This is a genomic window from Pseudoalteromonas sp. R3 (genome assembly GCF_004014715.1).
GTDB lineage: Bacteria > Pseudomonadota > Gammaproteobacteria > Enterobacterales > Alteromonadaceae > Pseudoalteromonas.
On sequence record NZ_CP034835.1, the window covers coordinates 2,813,218 to 2,831,124 of the forward strand.

Consider the following 17,907-nt stretch of genomic DNA (forward strand, 5'->3'; position numbering starts at 1 on the left):
GCTAAGGGGAAAGAAAATGGAGGCGGAACCCGGAGTCGAACCGAGGTAGACGGATTTGCAATCCGCTGCATGGCCACTCTGCCATTCCGCCGCATTGTATTGACACTTAGTGTATCAGAGATTGGAGCGAGTAACGAGGTTCGAACTCGTGACCTCAACCTTGGCAAGGTTGCGCTCTACCAGCTGAGCTATACTCGCACTCCAGAAGCTTTTTAACTTAGTTGGATATGTAAGAAGCAAGGTTGCGTCTTTTCATTCATCCAGCTGAGCTATACTCGCGTTCCATATTGCATTTATTAATGCACATTTTATCGTTGCTACTCTAACTTAATATTACTGTCATATCAAGAAATTAAGCTATCTGTAACAATGGTGCCCGGGGCCGGACTTGAACCGGCACGCTGTTACCAGCGAGGGATTTTAAATCCCTTGTGTCTACCAATTCCACCACCCGGGCATCGGGTTTGCTAGAGCATTCATTGTTTAAATTGGAGCGAGTAACGAGGTTCGAACTCGTGACCTCAACCTTGGCAAGGTTGCGCTCTACCAGCTGAGCTATACTCGCGTTCCAGGAACTTTCTAACTTTTAGATAAAATGTAAGAAGCAAAGTTGCGTCTTTACATTCATCCAGCTTAGCTATACCTGCGTTCCATAAGCAATTTAACCATTAAGTTAATTACTCTAAACAATGGTGCCCGGGGCCGGACTTGAACCGGCACGCTGTTACCAGCGAGGGATTTTAAATCCCTTGTGTCTACCAATTCCACCACCCGGGCATCGGGCTGCTTTCGCATGTGGAGTTTGTTGAGAAAATGGAGGCGGAACCCGGAGTCGAACCGAGGTAGACGGATTTGCAATCCGCTGCATGGCCACTCTGCCATTCCGCCGCACTATCCCGACCAAGTCGGATAAAGAGAATTTGGAGCGAGTAACGAGGTTCGAACTCGTGACCTCAACCTTGGCAAGGTTGCGCTCTACCAGCTGAGCTATACTCGCACTCCAGAAGCTTTTTAACTTAGTTGGATATGTAAGAAGCAAGGTTGCGTCTATTCATTCATCCAGCTGAGCTATACTCGCATCAATATAAAATTCAAAACTTTCAAGATACTGAAGCGTTTTGAACTTCTCTTTTTGTTAGGCTGTTGCCTCTCAACACGGACGCATTCTACAGAAGTTCCGGGAGGCGTCAACATAAAAAATGAAGCTTTTTAATCGTTTGCTTATTTTTTATCTAAAACGCTTTGTATTCAGCCAAAGAATACTAAGATTTAATCAATTCAGTACGGGCAGCATAGAAATACTGCACCATAGAGACCACAGTCAGTAAAGTCGCAATGGCTAACAATGCATAACTTAGCGTCACCATCCAGGGTTCAAACTGCCAGATCAAGCCAATGATGGCCAGCATTTGTGCAGCAGTCTTAAACTTCCCCATCCAGGACACTGCCACATTACCGCGCTTACCCTGCTCTGCCATCCACTCTCTGAGTGCCGAGATGACAATTTCACGGCTGATAATGACAATGGTAGCAATAGTCATAAACATATTTTGATAATGAGTCGCCAGTACTACCAGTGCCACACTGACCATAACTTTGTCGGCCACGGGATCCAGAAATGCACCAAATGGCGTTGACTGTTCCAGCTTGCGTGCCAGATAACCATCAAGAATGTCAGTCACTGATGCCAGCCAGAAAATAAAAGCAGCAGCAAAAAATGCCCATGAGTAAGGCAAATAAAAGATCACTGCGAAAACAGGAATAAGTAACAACCTAAATGTTGTGAGCGTGTTTGGAATGTTCCACATAACTACTAAGAGAGACTCTTTTTTTACTATGTTCGCATGAACGCTTAAGCTTTGTCATGCAAATGGTTAAATATCTTTTCAGCCAACTGAGGGCTGATCCCCGGCACTTGTTTTAATTGTTGTATATTAGCGGCTTTTACGCCCTGCATTCCTCCAAGATATTTGAGCAGTGCCTGGCGTCGCTTCAGACCAACGCCTTCTATTTCTTCCAGAACGGATTGCGTACGTTGTTTTTGACGCTTACTTCTATGCCCCGCTATCGCGAAACGGTGAGATTCATCACGGATGTGCTGGATCAAATGTAACGCTGGTGAATCACTTTCCAGATTAATGGTTTTACGTCCACCATCGATCAGTAAGGTTTCTAAGCCTGGCTTACGGCTAGTGCCTTTCGCCACACCAATCAACATAGGTAACTTATCCAGCGTCCAGGATTCAAAGAATGATTCTGCTCGTGATAATTGACCCTTACCGCCATCTATAAAGATAATGTCTGGCACCTTGTCAGGGTCTGTGACCTTGCCATATCGTTTATTCAGTGCAAATGCCATGGCCGCATAGTCATCGCCAGGCGTAATACCCGTAACATTATAACGGCGATATTCACGGTTGTTAGGCCCCTGACCATCAAACACTACGCATGACGCTACGGTATTTTCACCCATGGTATGACTGATATCAAAACACTCCATACGGTTGATATCCGACACGCCCAGCGCCGCCTTTAATTTGGCATACCGTTTATCAATAGAATCCTGCGCATTTTGCTTCACCATAATGCTGTTCAGGGCATTCTTGTTGGCCAGCTCCAGATACTGCGCTCGCTCTGCACGTACATTAACTCTGAGATGCACTTTGCGCTCAGCAACCTGGCTAAGGGCTGCGGCCAGATCGTCCAGCTCTGCAATATCAAACGGCAATACAATATCTTTGGCTATCCGGCCATGACTGCCAGTCGACACATAATACTGGCCGACAAAGCTGGTGAGAATTTCTTCTCGGCCCGAATCTTTGGGGATTTTTGGAAAGAAAGTTTTTGATCCCAGCACTTTATGCTCGCGGATCATCAACATATGAATAGCACTCAGACCATTGCGCTGTGCAAAGCCGATAACATCCATTTCGGCAAAATTGCCCGCAACAGATTGCTGCTCCTGCATTTGACGCAGCAAGGCGATTTGATCCCGGAACTTCGCCGCGGCTTCAAAATTGAGCGCCATACTCGCCTGCTCCATTTTGTCCACCAAAGTAGCGATTACCTGATGAGATTTACCGCTCAGAAACTGGCGCACCATATCAACCTGCTCAGCGTAGTCTCCATCACTGACCTTCGCCACACAAGGCGCGGAGCAGCGCCTCAGTTGATATTGTAAACAAGGTCGGCTTCGTGCCCGATAATAGGCGTCTTCGCATTGTCTGACAGGAAAAATCTTCTGCATCAAACGTAAGCTTTCAGATACAGCAGCACTGCTAGGAAAGGGACCAAAATACTCGCCTTTCTTCTTTCTGGAGCCACGATGAAACGCTAAGCGAGGGTGACGGTGATCGGTCAACAAGATATAGGGATAAGACTTGTCATCACGCAGCAGGATATTGTACCTAGGTTGGTACTTTTTAATCAGGTTGTTTTCCAGCAATAAAGCTTCGGTCTCAGTATTCGTCAGCGTCACTTCAATATGACGAATATTGCTCACCAAGACCCGGGTTTTAGCATCTGGTATATTGCTGCGAAAGTAGCTACTGACCCGCTTTTTAAGGTTTTTTGCCTTACCGACATAGATAACCTGATGATCTTCGTCATACATACGATAAACACCAGGTTCTGTGGTCAGCGTTTTTAGAAACGCCTGACTGTCAAACACTGCCATGGTCGAAAACTGCTTCTAATTTAGAACAGCACACTTACTAGTGAGAGCTGTCGATGTCGATCATTTTGTGGCGAATTGCCAGATGAGTTAGTTCAACATCACCACTGACGTGCAACTTTTCGAACATGCGGTAGCGGTAACTGTTTACCGTTTTAGAGCTCAGATTAAGCCGATCTGCAATGTCCTGCGCTTTTTCACCTTTGGTGATCATCAGCATGATTTGCAGCTCACGATCCGACAAGGACTGGAACGGGTTTTCATCCACTTTGCCGCTAAACTGAGCCAGTGCTATCTGTTGTGCTATTTCCGGAGCGATATAACGCTGTCCGGCATTTACCGCACGAATAGCATTGATCATCTCGTCTGGCCCGGCGCTTTTAGTTAAGTACCCGTGCGCTCCGATCTGCATCACTTTGCTTGGAAACGGATCTTCACAATGCACGGTCAAAACAATGACTTTTACATCCGGACAGTATCGACAAATTTTCTTAGTCGCTTCCAGACCGCCAATACCTGGCATATTCATATCCATTAACACGATATCGGGTTCACTCTGACGACAGTAGCTCACTGCCTCTTCACCCGTTTTAGCCTCTCCGACCACTTTAAACCCGCGCACATCATCCAGAATGCGTTTTATACCGGTTCTGACAAGTTCATGATCATCAACTAAAAGTACGTTAATCAACGGGTAACCCTCACACTAGCCTTGGTAATGGCAATAACTGCCAAATGTCATTTATTTAATCGTCTGATTATGCTTTGCAAGAGTAACACAGAAAATTGCAAAGCATAATCAATTCGAGTTTCCACTTTAGGTAAAAACAGTCTTTAGTATTAGAGCTTGACCATTAATTGCCGTGCAATTTCAGATCCTGCTCAGAGAAACGGTCTACCCACAATGCAATCACACCGTCACCGGTCACATTACAGGCGGTTCCGAAGCTGTCTTGTGCGAGATATAACGCTATCATCAGGGCAACCGCACTTTCATCAAAACCCAGCATAGTGCTAAGCAAACCCAAAGCAGACATGACAGCGCCGCCAGGTGCACCAGGTGCTGCAATCATGACAATTCCCAACATAAAGATAAACGGCAGCATTTGTGTTAACGAGGGCAAGGTCATTTCAGGAGACAACAACATCACGGCCATAGTACAAGTGACAATTGTGATTGTTGACCCTGAAAGATGAATGGTGGCGCACAAAGGTACGGTGAAGTTTGCGACTTCCTCTTTTACTTTATTAGATTTACTGGCACGCAATGAGACGGGAATGGTTGCCGCACTGGACATGGTTCCGATCGCGGTAAAATAGGCAGGCAACATATTTTTAATGAGTTCTACAGGGTTGCGTTTTAGCAATACACCGGAAGTAATGTACAAAAATGCCAGCCACAGCCAGTGCATAGCAACAGCAGCTAGCAACACTACACCAAACGTGCTCAGCGTATCTGCCACTGTACCCGCAACAGCCATTTCTGCAAACACACCTGCAATATAGAATGGCAAAGCGGGAATGATCACTTTAGCCAGCAGCGCATCAATGACATCGCGACCCTGGTCGACCACTTGTTTAAGCTGAGTCAGGTGAAGCTGGCTAATCCCAATACCGAATACAAACGCCGTTGCCAGTGCCGTCATTACGCCCATCAACGGCGGCACTTGAAGCTTGATAAGACTTTCTACCTTAGTGGCTTCTGCAGCCTGGTAAGTAACACTGCCTTCAAACAGAGGCACAGCCAAGCTTACTAATAGTACCGCCAAAGTACCTGCGATAACCGTAGAGCCGTATGCAAAACCAACCGTTTTACCTAACAAATGACCAGATGCTTTTGGTAATCCAGCGATCCCTGATGCAATGTAAAACAGAATAATAAGTGGAATAGTAAAAGAAATCAGTTGTCCGATAATCACCTTGACGGTGTAGAGCAATTCGACCAGAAACATTGGCAGATAGAAGCCTGCCAGCACACCGGCGAAAATACCAGCAACAAGTTTTAAAATAAGAGACATACAACACGCCTGAGTAAAAAACAGATGCGCCTTTTTACCATGGAATGACAATGCAGGTACATAGTTCTGCGATATGACTTGACTAACTGTTCACAAAATATAAATAAAATACCACTTAACTTGGCCACCTTGCCGTTAAACGCTAAACAATTGTTCACACTGTTTCTCTGGTATTTAATGCGCCATCAAAGTTGTGCTATCAAACCCGATAATAATGTTAAATAAAGTTTTAAGCTCACTCTCACTCATGGCGCCGTGCTTGTGGTTAAGCGCCGCCAGCCAGGCCGCCGAACCAAGTATCCCTTATATCAATGCCAGCGTGAACATCGATGGAAAAATAGATGAGTCTGTGTGGCAGCAGGCAAAACATATTGTTATCGACAATGTGACCTGGCCTTATGAAAATGCCAAAAGCCCGGTATCAACCTCTGTAAGCGTATTTGAAAATGGCCAGTCCTTGTTTCTTGCCTTCGATGCCAAAGATCCAGACCCGAGTCAGATCAGGGCGTTTTTCCGCGACAGGGACCGTAACTGGAACGACGATCTGGTTGGAATAAAGATCGACTCCTTTAATACTGGCCGCAGTGCCTATCAGTTTTTTATTAACCCCCTCGGTGTACAGCAAGATTCCATAGAGAACGTTTTAAGTGGCAGTGAAGACAGTTCCTGGAATGGCATCTGGGACTCCGCCGGACAGATTAATGAAACAGGGTATGTAGTTGAAGTGGAGATCCCACTGCGTGTGCTCAACTTTGATGACAGCCAGGACACCAAAACCATGGCCATGGAGTTCTTACGCTTCTACCCGCGCAGCGAGCGACTAAGAATTTCCAGCATGCAAATTGCCCATGAAAATCAATGCTGGGTGTGCCAGATGCCTGCTTACACCGGCTTTTCCGATGCCAAGCAAGGCAGTAACCTTGCGGTCATCCCCTCCATGGTGATCAGTCGTCAACAAACCCGGGATATTGACGGCAGTACTATCCCGGACTGGGAGAGCGACACTAACTATGAGCCGGGTCTGGACGTTAAGTGGGCCATTACACCGGATACCACCTTAAACGCCACGTTGAATCCGGACTTTTCTCAGGTAGAAGCCGACAATGGCCAGCTTAGTGTCAACAACAGTTTTAGTTTATTCTTCCCGGAAAAACGCGCATTCTTCCTTGATAACGCGGACTATTTTTCTTCCCATATCAATCTTTTGCACACCCGTAACATTGCAGCCCCAGACTATGGCGCAAAGTTGACGGGTAGCAAGCAGGGCCATACCTATGCTGCCTTTGTGACCAACGATGAGTTTACCAATGTCATGGTGCCGGGTAATCTGGGCTCAAATGTGGTCTCATTGGAGCAAAAAAGTGAAAATGCGGCACTGCGCTATCGCTATGATGCCGATGAAACTTTGTCTGTGGGCGCTTTAACGACAACACGACAAAGTAACGACTACCGAAATCAGGTGTTCAGCCTGGATGGCAAATACGAGCCCACCGCAAATGATACTTTTAAAGCACAGATCCTGACCTCAAAAACGGACTACGACCCGGCTATGGTTAAAGAGCTGTGTGATGACGCAACCCTGGATGACTGTGAGATAGATGAAAGTGTGCTGCGCACTCAGCTGCAGGATGATAATCAGGGCCTGGGCTATATGCTCGACTACCGTCATAACCAGAAACACTGGAAAGCCTTTGCCAGTTATCGCAACTACGATGCTGCACTAAGGGCCGACATGGGGTTCTTATCACAAGTCGACTTCAATAAGCTCATCACAGGCTTTGAATATCGCTGGTATGGTGATGACCAGACCTGGTGGAATCGCACTCGCTGGTATACCGACTGGGATATCAGTCACAATGAGAATGGGGAGCTGCTGGAAAAAGAGGTTCAAAGTAACATAGCCATCAGCGGTCCGCTGCAGAGCACCATTGATTTTGGTGTCGATCATCGCAAGCGAACTGGACTACGCCATGACGAAACCAGCCTGGCCATAGATGGAAACACCGATCTGTTCACAGAAAATACCCAATGGATTTATTTGGAGAGTAAGCCTGCTCCGGGCGTGTTCAGTGGATTAACGCTGCGCAGAGGCAACCGTGTCGATTTGGCCAACAATCGCATGGCTGATGAACGTTACATCCGCCCTATGCTGGACTTTTATCTGGGCCAGCATTTTGAGGTACGTCTACGTCACACCTATCAGAAGCTCACCGCAGATGGCATGGATGTATTTACCGCTAACCTCAGTGATGTGCGCTTTACCTATCAGTTTAACATCAATAGTTACCTGAGACTGGCGTTCATTAAAACGGACATTCGCCGTAATCAAGCCAATTATGTAGACGATGTGGACAGCCAATACAAGCGCCTCAGCACACAACTACTCTACGCCTATAAGCTCAACCCACAAACTGTGTTTTTCGCCGGATACTCAGATAACGGCTACCAGGATGATGATTTGACCAAGATCAGCAAAGATAACAAAACATTTTTTGCTAAGTTTAGTTACGCCTGGTTGATGTAAGCCTCCCTCATTAGCCCAGCCAGACACACTGAGACTGGCTGGGTGAATACTGCTCTTTAATTATACATATTTATTTTTTTATTCCATCAAAGCATAAGCCTTTTTAATATATCTTATAGCCATTCTTTCCTTTTGTTTTGCCTCAAGCCCAGTAAAGTGTGACTAGTATTAGATATCCTTAGCTCATTCAAGGGAAAATTATGTCGAACGTTTTTGCAGATAATAGCCTGTCTATTGGCAACACCCCAATTGTTAAACTTAACCGCGTGACCGGTGGCAACGTCTTTGCCAAAATCGAATCTCGTAACCCGAGTTTCAGCGTAAAATGCCGCATCGGTGCTTCTATGATTTGGGAAGCTGAGAAAGCCGGTTTGCTAAGCGAAGGCAAAGAACTTATCGAGCCTACCTCAGGTAACACAGGTATTGCATTAGCTTTTGTTGCAGCATCTCGTGGCTACAAATTGACACTAACAATGCCAAACACAATGAGCCTAGAGCGTCGTAAGCTACTTAAAGCCTTAGGTGCTAACCTGGTACTGACTGAAGGTGCCAAAGGTATGAAAGGCGCTATTGAAAAAGCCAATGAAATCCTGGCTGGCGACCCTGAGAAGTATGTGTTGTTACAACAGTTCGAAAACCCAGCTAACCCGAAAATTCACGAACAGACCACCGGCCCTGAGATTTTCGAAGCAATGGACGGTGCAATAGACTACTTCGTTGCAGGTGTAGGTACTGGCGGTACTATTTCCGGTGTAACGCGTTACCTGAAAAAAGAAAAAGGCCTGGACGTAAAATCAATTGCTGTTGAGCCAGTTGATTCAGCCGTTATTTCTCAAGCGCTGGCTGGTGAAGAATTGAAGCCTGGCCCACACAAAATTCAGGGGATTGGTGCAGGTTTCATTCCTGGTAACTTGGATCTTGAACTGCTTGATGGCACAGAGCAAGTTTCAAACGAAGACGCAATTGCGATGGCTCACCAATTGATGAAGGATGAAGGTATCTTAGTCGGTATTTCTTCTGGTGCTGCCGTTGTTGCTGCAAAGCGTCTGGCAGAAAAGCCTGAAAATGCAGACAAAAACATTGTGGTTATTCTGCCAAGTGCAACAGAACGCTACTTATCTAGCCCGCTGTTTGCCGATGAGTTCTCAGAGCAGGAGTTAGTACAGTAATCTGGTAACGCCAGCTCTTATTAGACTAATTGTTTAGAACAAGGCCAGCAAAATGCTGGCCTTGTTGTCTTCTTCCCTTCCTTTTAGCGTGATACTGTCTAGACTTAATGGATAATCGATGTGCTCTCAAAGCAAGCTCATCGTTTTATTTTTAAACGCTTTTATCTTAATTGCGCGCACCAGGAAACACGTTATGAACACACTTACCAGGCTACTATTACTGTTACTGTGTACTATGTCTCTGACTGCTACTGCCAGCCTGAATGTCGGCTACTTTAAGCAAGGCAAGTACATCATGGTACAAGGTGAGCAATACCGTAATGGCTATTTGTATAACAAAAGTGGTGACAAACCACTGCTGCACCTGGTAACGCTTGACTGGCCGCCTTATATCGGCGATCAGTTGTGCAATAAAGGGTGGGTATTTCAATTTACCATCTCCTTACTGGCCGATCAGAATTATCCGGTTTATGTCGAGTTCCTGCCCTGGGCAAGAGCGGTCAAAGCAGTTGAGTCTGGCCGCGCCGATATCCTCTTCCCCGAATACTTTATTGAAGATGCATCCCCATCTGATAACTATCAGGGAAAAACACGTCGTGAGCTACTGGCGCTATCAAACGCTTACCCAGGTGGTGAAATCGCTTTACTAAAACGCCGTGGTGAATCCGATAATTTTGAAGGCAATCTCAGTGCGCTGAAAGGCGCAACTATAGGGGTCGTACGCGGTTATCAGAACACCCCTGAGTTTGATGCCATGATGGACAATAATGAATTTGTGATTGTTGAGGCGGTAGATGATCTGCAACTAGTAAAATTGCTGGTAGGTAAGCGTGTTGACCTGATTATAGGCGACCCTAAAGTGCTGCGTTTTACCGTGAGTTACTCTGAGCTGGCCAAGTCCGAGAAGGTCACCTTACTAAGGGGGCTGGAAAATGTTGAACCAGCCCTGCGATATAACAACCTCTACTTTGCACTGAGCAAAGCCAAGCCTAACTGGCGAGGCGTTCTGAATGATATTAATAAAGGCCTGTATTTATTCAAAAATAGTGGCGAAACCGAGCGGATCATTGAAATGGGTAGCTCTGAATGCTATTGAGTGATCTATTGCGGTCACACTCAAATGCGCAAGATTTGAATATTCTCTACGATATGGGGTCAATAAAATAGCCTGAAGTTAATTACTACAGGAAGTTTTTGATGGCCGTAAAAAGTGAACGCTCGCTACACAGCACTGAAGATTTAGCAGCCGAGCCAGTTTTCTCATTATTTTTTAAGCACTTTTTCCCAATCTGTATCGGTATGCTCGTTGTTGGCCTTTTCAACCTCATTGATGGGCTCTTTATCAGCCATTTTGTGGGTGAGCTGGCTTTGGGTGCCGTGGCAGTCGCTTTCCCAATACAAATGGCGATTGCTGCATTGGCCGCCATGTTATCTGCTGGCATGGCCACCCAGGTAACACGTCAACTGGGCGCTGGAAAGCGAAAAAAAGCAGGGGTAATCATTGGTCATACCCTCCAGATTGTCTTTATATTGAGTATTATTCTGTTGCTTTTAGGCTGGCTTTACCCGTTAGAGATAATCAACTGGCTCAGTGCAGATCCGTTGTTTAAAGCGGATGCTTATGCCTATCTTCGCCCCATAGTCTTGTTTAGCTTTGTGGCGATTTTGTTACCCGTGCTTGGTGACATTTTTCGTGCCGAAGGGCAGCCACATAGGCTTATGATATTGATGTTGACCGCCTCGGGGCTAAACATCCTGCTGGATTACCTATTTATTGCGCTGTTTGACTGGGGAGTTGCAGGTGCCTCAAAAGCGACAATAGTGTCACAAGCAGCCACAATAGTGCTGGCTATATACATGCTGTGCAGTAAAGACAGGTATACACGCATCTTCTTCACCGTTGATTTTAAGGCCTGGTTGCCTATTCTGGCAGTTGGAGCCCCTATCCTGATCACTCAGCTATGCCTCGGCTGGCAAACCGCTATCATGAATATTCAACTGATGAAGACGGCGGGTGAAAACTGGGTCATAGCTTACGGTATGCTTGGCCGCGTACTAGCCTTTGCAACTTTGCCTATGATTGCCATGTTGGTCACCTTTCAGACAATATGCGCTTATAACCTCGCCGCAAAGAGAAGCGTACGTGTGCGCGAGACAATAAAAGTGGCCTTGGGCTCTATGATGCTGTACGCAATACTCTTAGTGTTGATACTGGTCTCGTTTGCATCCGGCATTATGGCCTGGTTTACAGAGCAGCCGGTACTGATTAGTCAAGGCCAGACAATGATACAATCGGCTTTATGGGGTTTACCACTGATAGCTATAATGCTGATCGCCAGCGGCTTTTATCAGTCTATCGGCGATGCCCTCAGGGCGAGTTTTTATAGTGCGCTCAGAGTCATATTTGTGTTTACTCCTTTACTTTTGATTTTGCCATTGTGGTTCCACATTCAGGGAATTTTTATGGCAATAGTCAGTGCCGACATCATCGCAGCATTAATAACCTGTGTTTTATGCTGGCTTCATTACAACAAGTACAGTGTATCCAAGTTAGAAGGTCCAGATGCAATCGATTAAACCACAAGACAAATATCGTGCTCAGTATTATCAGCGCCTGAAGCCGGTGCTTATTCATATCCACCGTCAGCCAGACGAGCCTCTGACACTGGATAAAGCCGCGGCGCTCAGCCATTTCTCCCGGTTTCATTTCCAGCGCATTTTTTCTGCACTGATGGGGGAATCTCTCACACAGTATAGTAATCGGATAAGGCTGGAACGCGCTGCATCTTTGTTATTTTTTCATCCTGACAAAAACGTGACAGAAATAGCACTGGATTGCGGTTACTCAAGTAGCGCTAACTTTGCTCGCTCTTTCAAAGATCACTATGGTATTACGCCGGTTAGCGTAAGAAAAACAGAGCGATTGAGACAACAGCTTGCGCAGCACATGGCACCACAAAAGTTAAATATTGAGTTACTCCTGCAACTGCAAGCACAACGAATGTCGACACACATGCCGGACGAGACTCCCGTGCCCACCCGAATCATGAACGTCGACACCCGGGACTTGTGTACGCTGAGAGCATCTGAGGGTTATCATCTTGAGGGGATCTGGCAATGCTGGGAGCAACTTCATCAATGGGCCAAAGCACAAGGCCTGGACGCTGGGCACATCACTAAGCTTGGATTTGGTCATGATAATCCGCTTTTTACCCCTCTTGATAAAGCAAGGTACGATGGCGCGCTGGTGATCCCGGCAACATTAAAAGCAGCAGTCAGTGAGCCGTTTAGGCTAAGCACATTGAACAGCGGGCAGTACGCAGTTTTTAGCTATGATGATTTAGCCAGTAACCTGCTGCCTTTTCAGTTGGCACTATATTCGGCTTGGTTACCACACAGTGGCTATGAGCCTGACGACGCGCCTCTCATTGAGCACTACAACCAGCCGATAACAGACAGCAACGCAGAAGACCCGTCAACTCGCAGCATTGCACTGGAAATATGGCTAAAGGTGAAACCGCTGCGAGCCGGTGTCTGACTAACTTATACCAATATACTTGTGTACCTGTACTGACAGGCGCCAATTTTTTTGTTTACAGGTATCAATAGCCAGCTTGGTCGCTTTTGCCTTTTGACTGATTGGCTGCAAATACACCAATTTGGGATGCACACCGGTTTTTTCAAACAAAGCTTCTAACTCTTCGATGTGTTTTTCCATTGCCACAGGGTGCTTAATTTCATCGGCTCTGCGCATGGCACTCGCCAGTACTTCATACCCGCCACGCATATTAATTTTAGGCGAAACGGTGACCCAGGTTTCATCTGGCACCAGGATCTCAAAAGTGCCACTGGTTTCAACCTGAGTGTCGTACCCCTCAGCGTGAAGCTTGTCACAAAGCGGGTTTAGGTCATACATGCAGGGCTCTCCACCCGTAATAACGACATGTTTGGCAGTGTAACCCCGCTCTTTAAACAAAGCTAACAGGTGCTCAGGTGTGGCATTGGCCCAGTAGTCTGAGTCCGCTTTCTTTTCGACTGTTTGTTCGAGGCTCACAAGATAAACGGGGTCTACCTCCCAGGTTTGCTTGGTATCACACCAGGCGCAACCAACAGGACACCCCTGCAAGCGCACAAAAATGGAAGGCACGCCAGTGTGGCTGGCTTCACCCTGGATGGTTTCAAACACTTCATTGATCTTGTACAAAACAGCTCCGAACTCACTTTACATCCCGGGATCAAACCGGATACATGACGATTTAATAAGGTTTACATTTTACGTTGGCAACAGCCACAACGCTGAAAAACAGGCATTATCTGACCCGTCTGATTGTCATTTTTTCAGCGGCCGTGTAGTATATCGCGCCCTGACATAAACCTCTATTAAAATTGCGAGCAATGTCAGTGAGTATTCGAGCACATAAACGAGGCAAACCAATGAGCGAAAAAGTCGTTGTTATTTATTCCGGTGGTATGGATTCATATACGGTCCTGAACAAAGCACTTAAGTCAGGCTATGAGGTCTATGCACTGTCTTTTAACTATGGCCAGCGCCATGTAAAAGAGCTCGAAGTTGCCCGCCAGGCCTGTGATGAACTTGGGGTAGCGCATAAAATTGTCGATATTTCCGCTATCAATCAGTTGATCGGCGGTTCCTCTTTGACCGACGATATCGAAGTGCCTGAAGGCCACTACGAAGAAGAAAGCATGAAAAGCACGGTTGTGCCGAACCGCAATATGATTTTGCTGTCTCTTGCGGTAGGTTACGCGGTTTCTCTCAAGGCTAGCAAGGTCTTTTATGGTGCCCACTCAGGAGACCACGCAATTTATCCGGATTGCCGCCCTGAGTTTGTTAAAAAAATGGATGATGTCTGTCGCATCGCAAACTACGAAGAAATCGAGATTGTTTGTCCTTACCTGAACAACACTAAGATAGAGATCCTCACAGATGGTCTGAAAATGGGGTTGGACTACAGTAAAACCTGGACCTGTTACAACGGCCGTGAGAAAGCATGCGGCAAATGTGGCGCTTGTCAGGAACGCCTGGAAGCCTTTGAATTAAATCAGGCTAGCGATCCTTTATCGTACGAATAAGCCCTCCCCAGGTGGGCGCACAAGTTGCCCACATTCTAAATCACATCTTGAAACAGATACGCCACAGATCTTCGCTGTATAATTTGCTACGATTGGAGTACCAAATTTAGAAATGGAGTAATACCTATGCCCGGTACCACAATGGTGTTTTTGATTGTCCTAATTGCAGTAGGATTTGGCACAGTGAGGGAAATCTATGCTAAACGTCTGGAAATGAAAAAGCTCGATGGAATGAATCAGTCTGAGAAACAGGCAATGCAAGAAGAAATCAAACAACTTAAGTCACGGGTTGCGACACTGGAACAGATCATCACCGACGATGGTTACCAAGTTGCCAAAGAAATCAACAAGCTGTGATACCAGACCGGACTTACCAGCTGGTATCTTAATTGACCTGAATCGCAGCGAAGATTAAGCTGAGGTCGCAGCTATCGAGTCTGCTTTAGCCGTAGACTTTTTGGTTTCTAAAGACTTCGACTTTTTCTTATCGAAAATCCCTAACCGAATGCGGATAAAGTGTAGAATTTCCCGCGCAACATCCACATCAACAGCAGCTTCGAGCCCTTCAAAACCAGGGCTTGAATTAGCTTCACAGATCTTAAAATGCTCTTCGTCAAACAACAGGTCAATACCCGCCATATCCAGATTCAGTATGTTTGCCGTTTGAGTGGCCAGCCATTCAATCTCAGGGGTGATCGGATGAGACAAGCCTTTCGCACCGGCGCTGACATTGGCTTTGAAATTTGCCCCACCAGAGTTTCTTTCCATACATGCCACGACACGTCCACCAATGGTCAGTACTCGCAGATCGCGGCCATGACTCGATTTAATGAATTTCTGCAAAATGATGTTGGCTTTCGGGCTGGTCGCTTCAATCAGCTGCATTAAATCATCGAACTCACTACGCGTTTTTGACAGGAAAACCCCACTGCCTTGCGATCCGGACAAGGTTTTTACTACGACGGGAAATCCTATCTGCTTTTCAACCAAGTCAATGTTAACCGGAAACTTCACCAGCATTGTCTTTGGTGTAGGTAGATTCTGCTGCGCCAGTATTTGTTGTGCAAACAACTTGTCCTTTACTGTTTCCGTTGCCTCTGAACTGTTAAAGCAATGCACACCCAGACGCTCCAGGTGACGAATGATAGCCAGTGCAAAGTAGGTGGTTCCGGCACCCATACGCGGAAGTACAAAGTCTGGTAGTGACACCGGCTCGCCATCAATCAAGACGCTCTGGTCATCTTCGCGAGAGACGAGCAAGTCAAACTGATCGGGCGAATAAACCTGCAGATCAATGTTCTCTTCCTTGGCGACCTCTAACAGTCGTTTGATCTCGTAAGTTTCAGGTTTTAATAGGGTTGCTGAGTCTTTGTATATGATCCATCCACGCATCTGTGTTTCTCGTCTATCGATTGCGTTAAAACGCGGATTATGATGAGCCAGCTTGATGAAGTACAACAAAATAATTTTGTCGTCAGGATGAATTATTCGGAACTAAGGCCCGGTGAGCACTGTAGTTACAACTCGGTTGCCAGTGCCAAGACTTCCTCAATAAAAGGGCTAGGTTCCTCAGGCACCAACAAGCAAGTTTGCAACCTGGCGCGTGTCAAAGCGACATAAAATAAGCGACGTTCTTCTGCATCCGGGTAGAGTTCAGACTCGGGTAAAAGCGCTTCTGTGATAGCCGCATTGTGCGCTCTGGCTGGCACACTACCTTGATGCAAGCCGAGTAAAAGACTGAAGTCCGCCTCTTTCCCCTTGGCACCATGAAACGTTAGTGCCGTTATCCGAACTCTGGGGAAGCGTTGAGCAAGGCTTGATATCTCTTCGGAGGATGGCAAAAATTTGTGATTGCGTGCCAGTATAAGCAGGCTACACGGCTCCGCGGTCAAATCTAAAAAGGCTTCTATCGTTGTGCTGAGTGCGTCATTGCTATCTGGACGTGCCACCAGAGCCGGGCTGGTGGCCACATTACTGGCATTGACTCTTTTAACTAATTGGTTGGGGTTCTGGCAAACAAACTCACTAGCAATGTCCAGCAACTGTTGCGAATAACGAAAGGTCATATCCAGTTGCTGGATAGTGGCTTGTCCAAAATGGTCTGCAAAGTGTGTAGTCATCGACACATCCCCACCACTGAAGCGGTAAATCGCCTGCCAGTCGTCTCCGACTGCAAACAAAGCATTCTTGTCGTTTTGCGCAAGCAAGGCTTTCACCAGCCTGGCTCTAAGGGGTGATATGTCCTGGAACTCATCAACCAGCACATAGTGCCAGGGGCTACAAAACTGGCCACGACGAACATAGTCGATCGCGCGCGTAATCATATCGTCAAAGTCGATACACTGCTCTTTTTGCAGATAAAGCTGATAGTCTGCTAGTACCGGCCTGAAACAAGTTGTCCAGAGCGCAAACTCTTGACTCAATGCTTGTGCTTTACCCAAAAACAGAGCCTGCTTGTAAAAGCTAAGGGCTTCAGAAAACTGTCTTATGAGTTTTGTGGCGGCATGACTACCCAAATCGGGTCCCTGACTTTGCTGTGTGGCAGAAAACTCATTTTTTAGTAGAGCAAGTAAATCTCTTTGATACTGAGGATCCTGACACAAAGATGCCAAAGTATCGGCAATAAACCGCTCTCTCGCACCATCATTCAAACATAATGCAGATAGTTTCGGCTTATGTCCCTCAACCTGTGCAATGATCCCTAATCCAAGGCTATGAAAAGTGGCACACTCTACCGTTACCTTGCTATCTTTGAGTCTCTGCTGCATCTCATCTGCGGCTTCTTTACCGTATGCCAGCATCAGCACTTGCTCGGCTTCAGCCTGCTTTGAGTGCAGCAGATAGGCCGCTTTTGCAACCATAACACTGGTTTTTCCAGTACCAGCTCCGGCTAACAGCAGCTGACGCTCATCCTGAACAACGCATGCACGACGCTGTGCTTGAGTCATCGGATGACCACACACAGTATCAAAGAAAGCTTCATAGCGAGATAACTGTGACTGTACAAACGCTTCTCTGAATTGAGCGAGGTCTTCTTCTTGCCAGGCGTTTAGCTCATTGACGGTACACTGTGCTTGCTGAAGTACCCTGTGCATCTGAGTATGACTTTTCCAGCCACTCCAGTACTTTGCTAATTCGGCTACCACAGCACGGGTTGCAGCCCAATGGCGCACCGACAGGTAACGATGTTGCAGGAGCTGTTCTATTGCCCTGACTGATGAGAGCAGGCGTGCTTTATGGGTGTTTACCCAGTGTATCTCGAGGTAGTGCTGCAATTGAGGGTAAGAATGCCCACGCAATCGAAATTTCAAGACTGTACCCTGTTGATAACACTCGATACGGGTACCCAGCCAGTCCGTCACGAGTATAGGAGGACGAGATTGTTCAGCCCAGCTAAGCAATATTGTGTCGTCCGAGCGCTGAACACTTATC

Annotated in this window: 14 protein-coding genes and 7 tRNA genes; 7 read left to right on the plus strand and 14 right to left on the minus strand. The window is 46.6% G+C overall.

Translation table 11 applies throughout. The features are described from left to right. Positions 1-17 precede the first annotated feature (17 nt). The 11 genes from ELR70_RS17240 to ELR70_RS17290 form a co-directional block, all read right to left on the minus strand. Positions 18-91: transfer RNA gene (locus tag ELR70_RS17240), tRNA-Cys, on the minus strand. A 31-nt stretch (positions 92-122) separates the two neighbouring features. Beyond that, a tRNA-Gly gene (locus ELR70_RS17245) sits at positions 123-198 on the minus strand. A gap of 172 nt (positions 199-370) precedes the next feature. Continuing rightward, positions 371-457 (minus strand) — tRNA-Leu (locus tag ELR70_RS17250). Positions 458-489: 32 nt separating this feature from the next. Beyond that, positions 490-565: transfer RNA gene (locus tag ELR70_RS17255), tRNA-Gly, on the minus strand. Positions 566-690: 125 nt separating this feature from the next. Then, positions 691-777: transfer RNA gene (locus ELR70_RS17260), tRNA-Leu, on the minus strand. Between the two features lie 37 nt (positions 778-814). Then, positions 815-888 (minus strand) — tRNA-Cys (locus tag ELR70_RS17265). Positions 889-921: 33 nt separating this feature from the next. Continuing rightward, positions 922-997: transfer RNA gene (locus ELR70_RS17270), tRNA-Gly, on the minus strand. Positions 998-1,262: 265 nt separating this feature from the next. Further along, a complete protein-coding gene (gene pgsA, locus ELR70_RS17275) occupies positions 1,263-1,808 on the minus strand; it encodes a CDP-diacylglycerol--glycerol-3-phosphate 3-phosphatidyltransferase (protein WP_054017070.1) in 546 nt (181 codons plus the stop codon). Between the two features lie 44 nt (positions 1,809-1,852). Further along, the gene (gene uvrC, locus ELR70_RS17280) at positions 1,853-3,676 is read right to left on the minus strand and encodes an excinuclease ABC subunit UvrC (protein ID WP_054017071.1); all 1,824 of its coding nucleotides are present in this window, start codon (positions 3,674-3,676) and stop codon (positions 1,853-1,855) included. Positions 3,677-3,713: 37 nt separating this feature from the next. Beyond that, on the minus strand, positions 3,714-4,364 hold the full coding sequence (gene uvrY, locus ELR70_RS17285; RefSeq protein WP_054017072.1) for a UvrY/SirA/GacA family response regulator transcription factor: 651 nt from the start codon (positions 4,362-4,364) through the stop codon (positions 3,714-3,716). A 163-nt stretch (positions 4,365-4,527) separates the two neighbouring features. Next, entirely contained in the window at positions 4,528-5,691 is a 1,164-nt protein-coding gene (locus ELR70_RS17290; protein ID WP_054017073.1) for a dicarboxylate/amino acid:cation symporter, read from the minus strand. 259 nt (positions 5,692-5,950) lie between these two features. Here ELR70_RS17290 and ELR70_RS17295 point away from each other — a divergent pair, with 259 nt between their 5' ends. The 5 genes from ELR70_RS17295 to ELR70_RS17315 all read left to right on the plus strand — a co-directional run bounded on the left by ELR70_RS17295 (position 5,951) and on the right by ELR70_RS17315 (position 12,922). After that, positions 5,951-8,215 (plus strand): DUF5916 domain-containing protein, encoded by a 2,265-nt coding sequence (locus tag ELR70_RS17295; protein WP_235577140.1) that lies wholly within the window; start codon positions 5,951-5,953, stop codon positions 8,213-8,215. 200 nt (positions 8,216-8,415) lie between these two features. Then, the gene (cysK, locus tag ELR70_RS17300) at positions 8,416-9,384 is read left to right on the plus strand and encodes a cysteine synthase A (protein WP_054017075.1); all 969 of its coding nucleotides are present in this window, start codon (positions 8,416-8,418) and stop codon (positions 9,382-9,384) included. A 235-nt stretch (positions 9,385-9,619) separates the two neighbouring features. Beyond that, positions 9,620-10,480, plus strand: coding sequence for a transporter substrate-binding domain-containing protein (locus ELR70_RS17305; RefSeq protein ID WP_054017113.1), 861 nt, complete (start codon positions 9,620-9,622; stop codon positions 10,478-10,480). 101 nt (positions 10,481-10,581) lie between these two features. Next, positions 10,582-11,961: an MATE family efflux transporter gene (locus ELR70_RS17310; protein WP_054017076.1), complete on the plus strand. Its 1,380-nt coding sequence runs from the start codon at positions 10,582-10,584 to the stop codon at positions 11,959-11,961. Beyond that, the gene (locus tag ELR70_RS17315; protein WP_054017077.1) at positions 11,948-12,922 is read left to right on the plus strand and encodes a helix-turn-helix domain-containing protein; all 975 of its coding nucleotides are present in this window, start codon (positions 11,948-11,950) and stop codon (positions 12,920-12,922) included. Before ELR70_RS17310 ends, ELR70_RS17315 begins: the two co-directional genes overlap by 14 nt. On the opposite strand, the gene queE is transcribed toward ELR70_RS17315, so the two are convergent. After that, positions 12,923-13,588 (minus strand): 7-carboxy-7-deazaguanine synthase QueE, encoded by a 666-nt coding sequence (gene queE, locus ELR70_RS17320; RefSeq protein WP_054017078.1) that lies wholly within the window; start codon positions 13,586-13,588, stop codon positions 12,923-12,925. 230 nt (positions 13,589-13,818) lie between these two features. On the opposite strand from queE, the gene queC reads away from it, so the two are divergent. Both queC and ELR70_RS17330 read left to right on the plus strand, forming a co-directional pair. Continuing rightward, complete coding sequence (queC, locus tag ELR70_RS17325; RefSeq protein WP_054017079.1) at positions 13,819-14,475, plus strand: 7-cyano-7-deazaguanine synthase QueC; 657 nt, start codon at positions 13,819-13,821, stop codon at positions 14,473-14,475. A 126-nt stretch (positions 14,476-14,601) separates the two neighbouring features. After that, positions 14,602-14,832: a hypothetical protein gene (locus ELR70_RS17330; protein WP_046005768.1), complete on the plus strand. Its 231-nt coding sequence runs from the start codon at positions 14,602-14,604 to the stop codon at positions 14,830-14,832. 54 nt (positions 14,833-14,886) lie between these two features. Here the strand turns inward: ELR70_RS17330 and ELR70_RS17335 are convergent, their stop codons facing one another. Together ELR70_RS17335 and ELR70_RS17340 are read right to left on the minus strand one after the other, a co-directional pair. Next, positions 14,887-15,867 (minus strand): RimK family alpha-L-glutamate ligase, encoded by a 981-nt coding sequence (locus ELR70_RS17335; RefSeq protein ID WP_054017080.1) that lies wholly within the window; start codon positions 15,865-15,867, stop codon positions 14,887-14,889. Between the two features lie 125 nt (positions 15,868-15,992). Beyond that, positions 15,993-17,786 (minus strand): UvrD-helicase domain-containing protein, encoded by a 1,794-nt coding sequence (locus tag ELR70_RS17340; protein ID WP_160317417.1) that lies wholly within the window; start codon positions 17,784-17,786, stop codon positions 15,993-15,995. Positions 17,787-17,907: the final 121 nt, after the last annotated feature.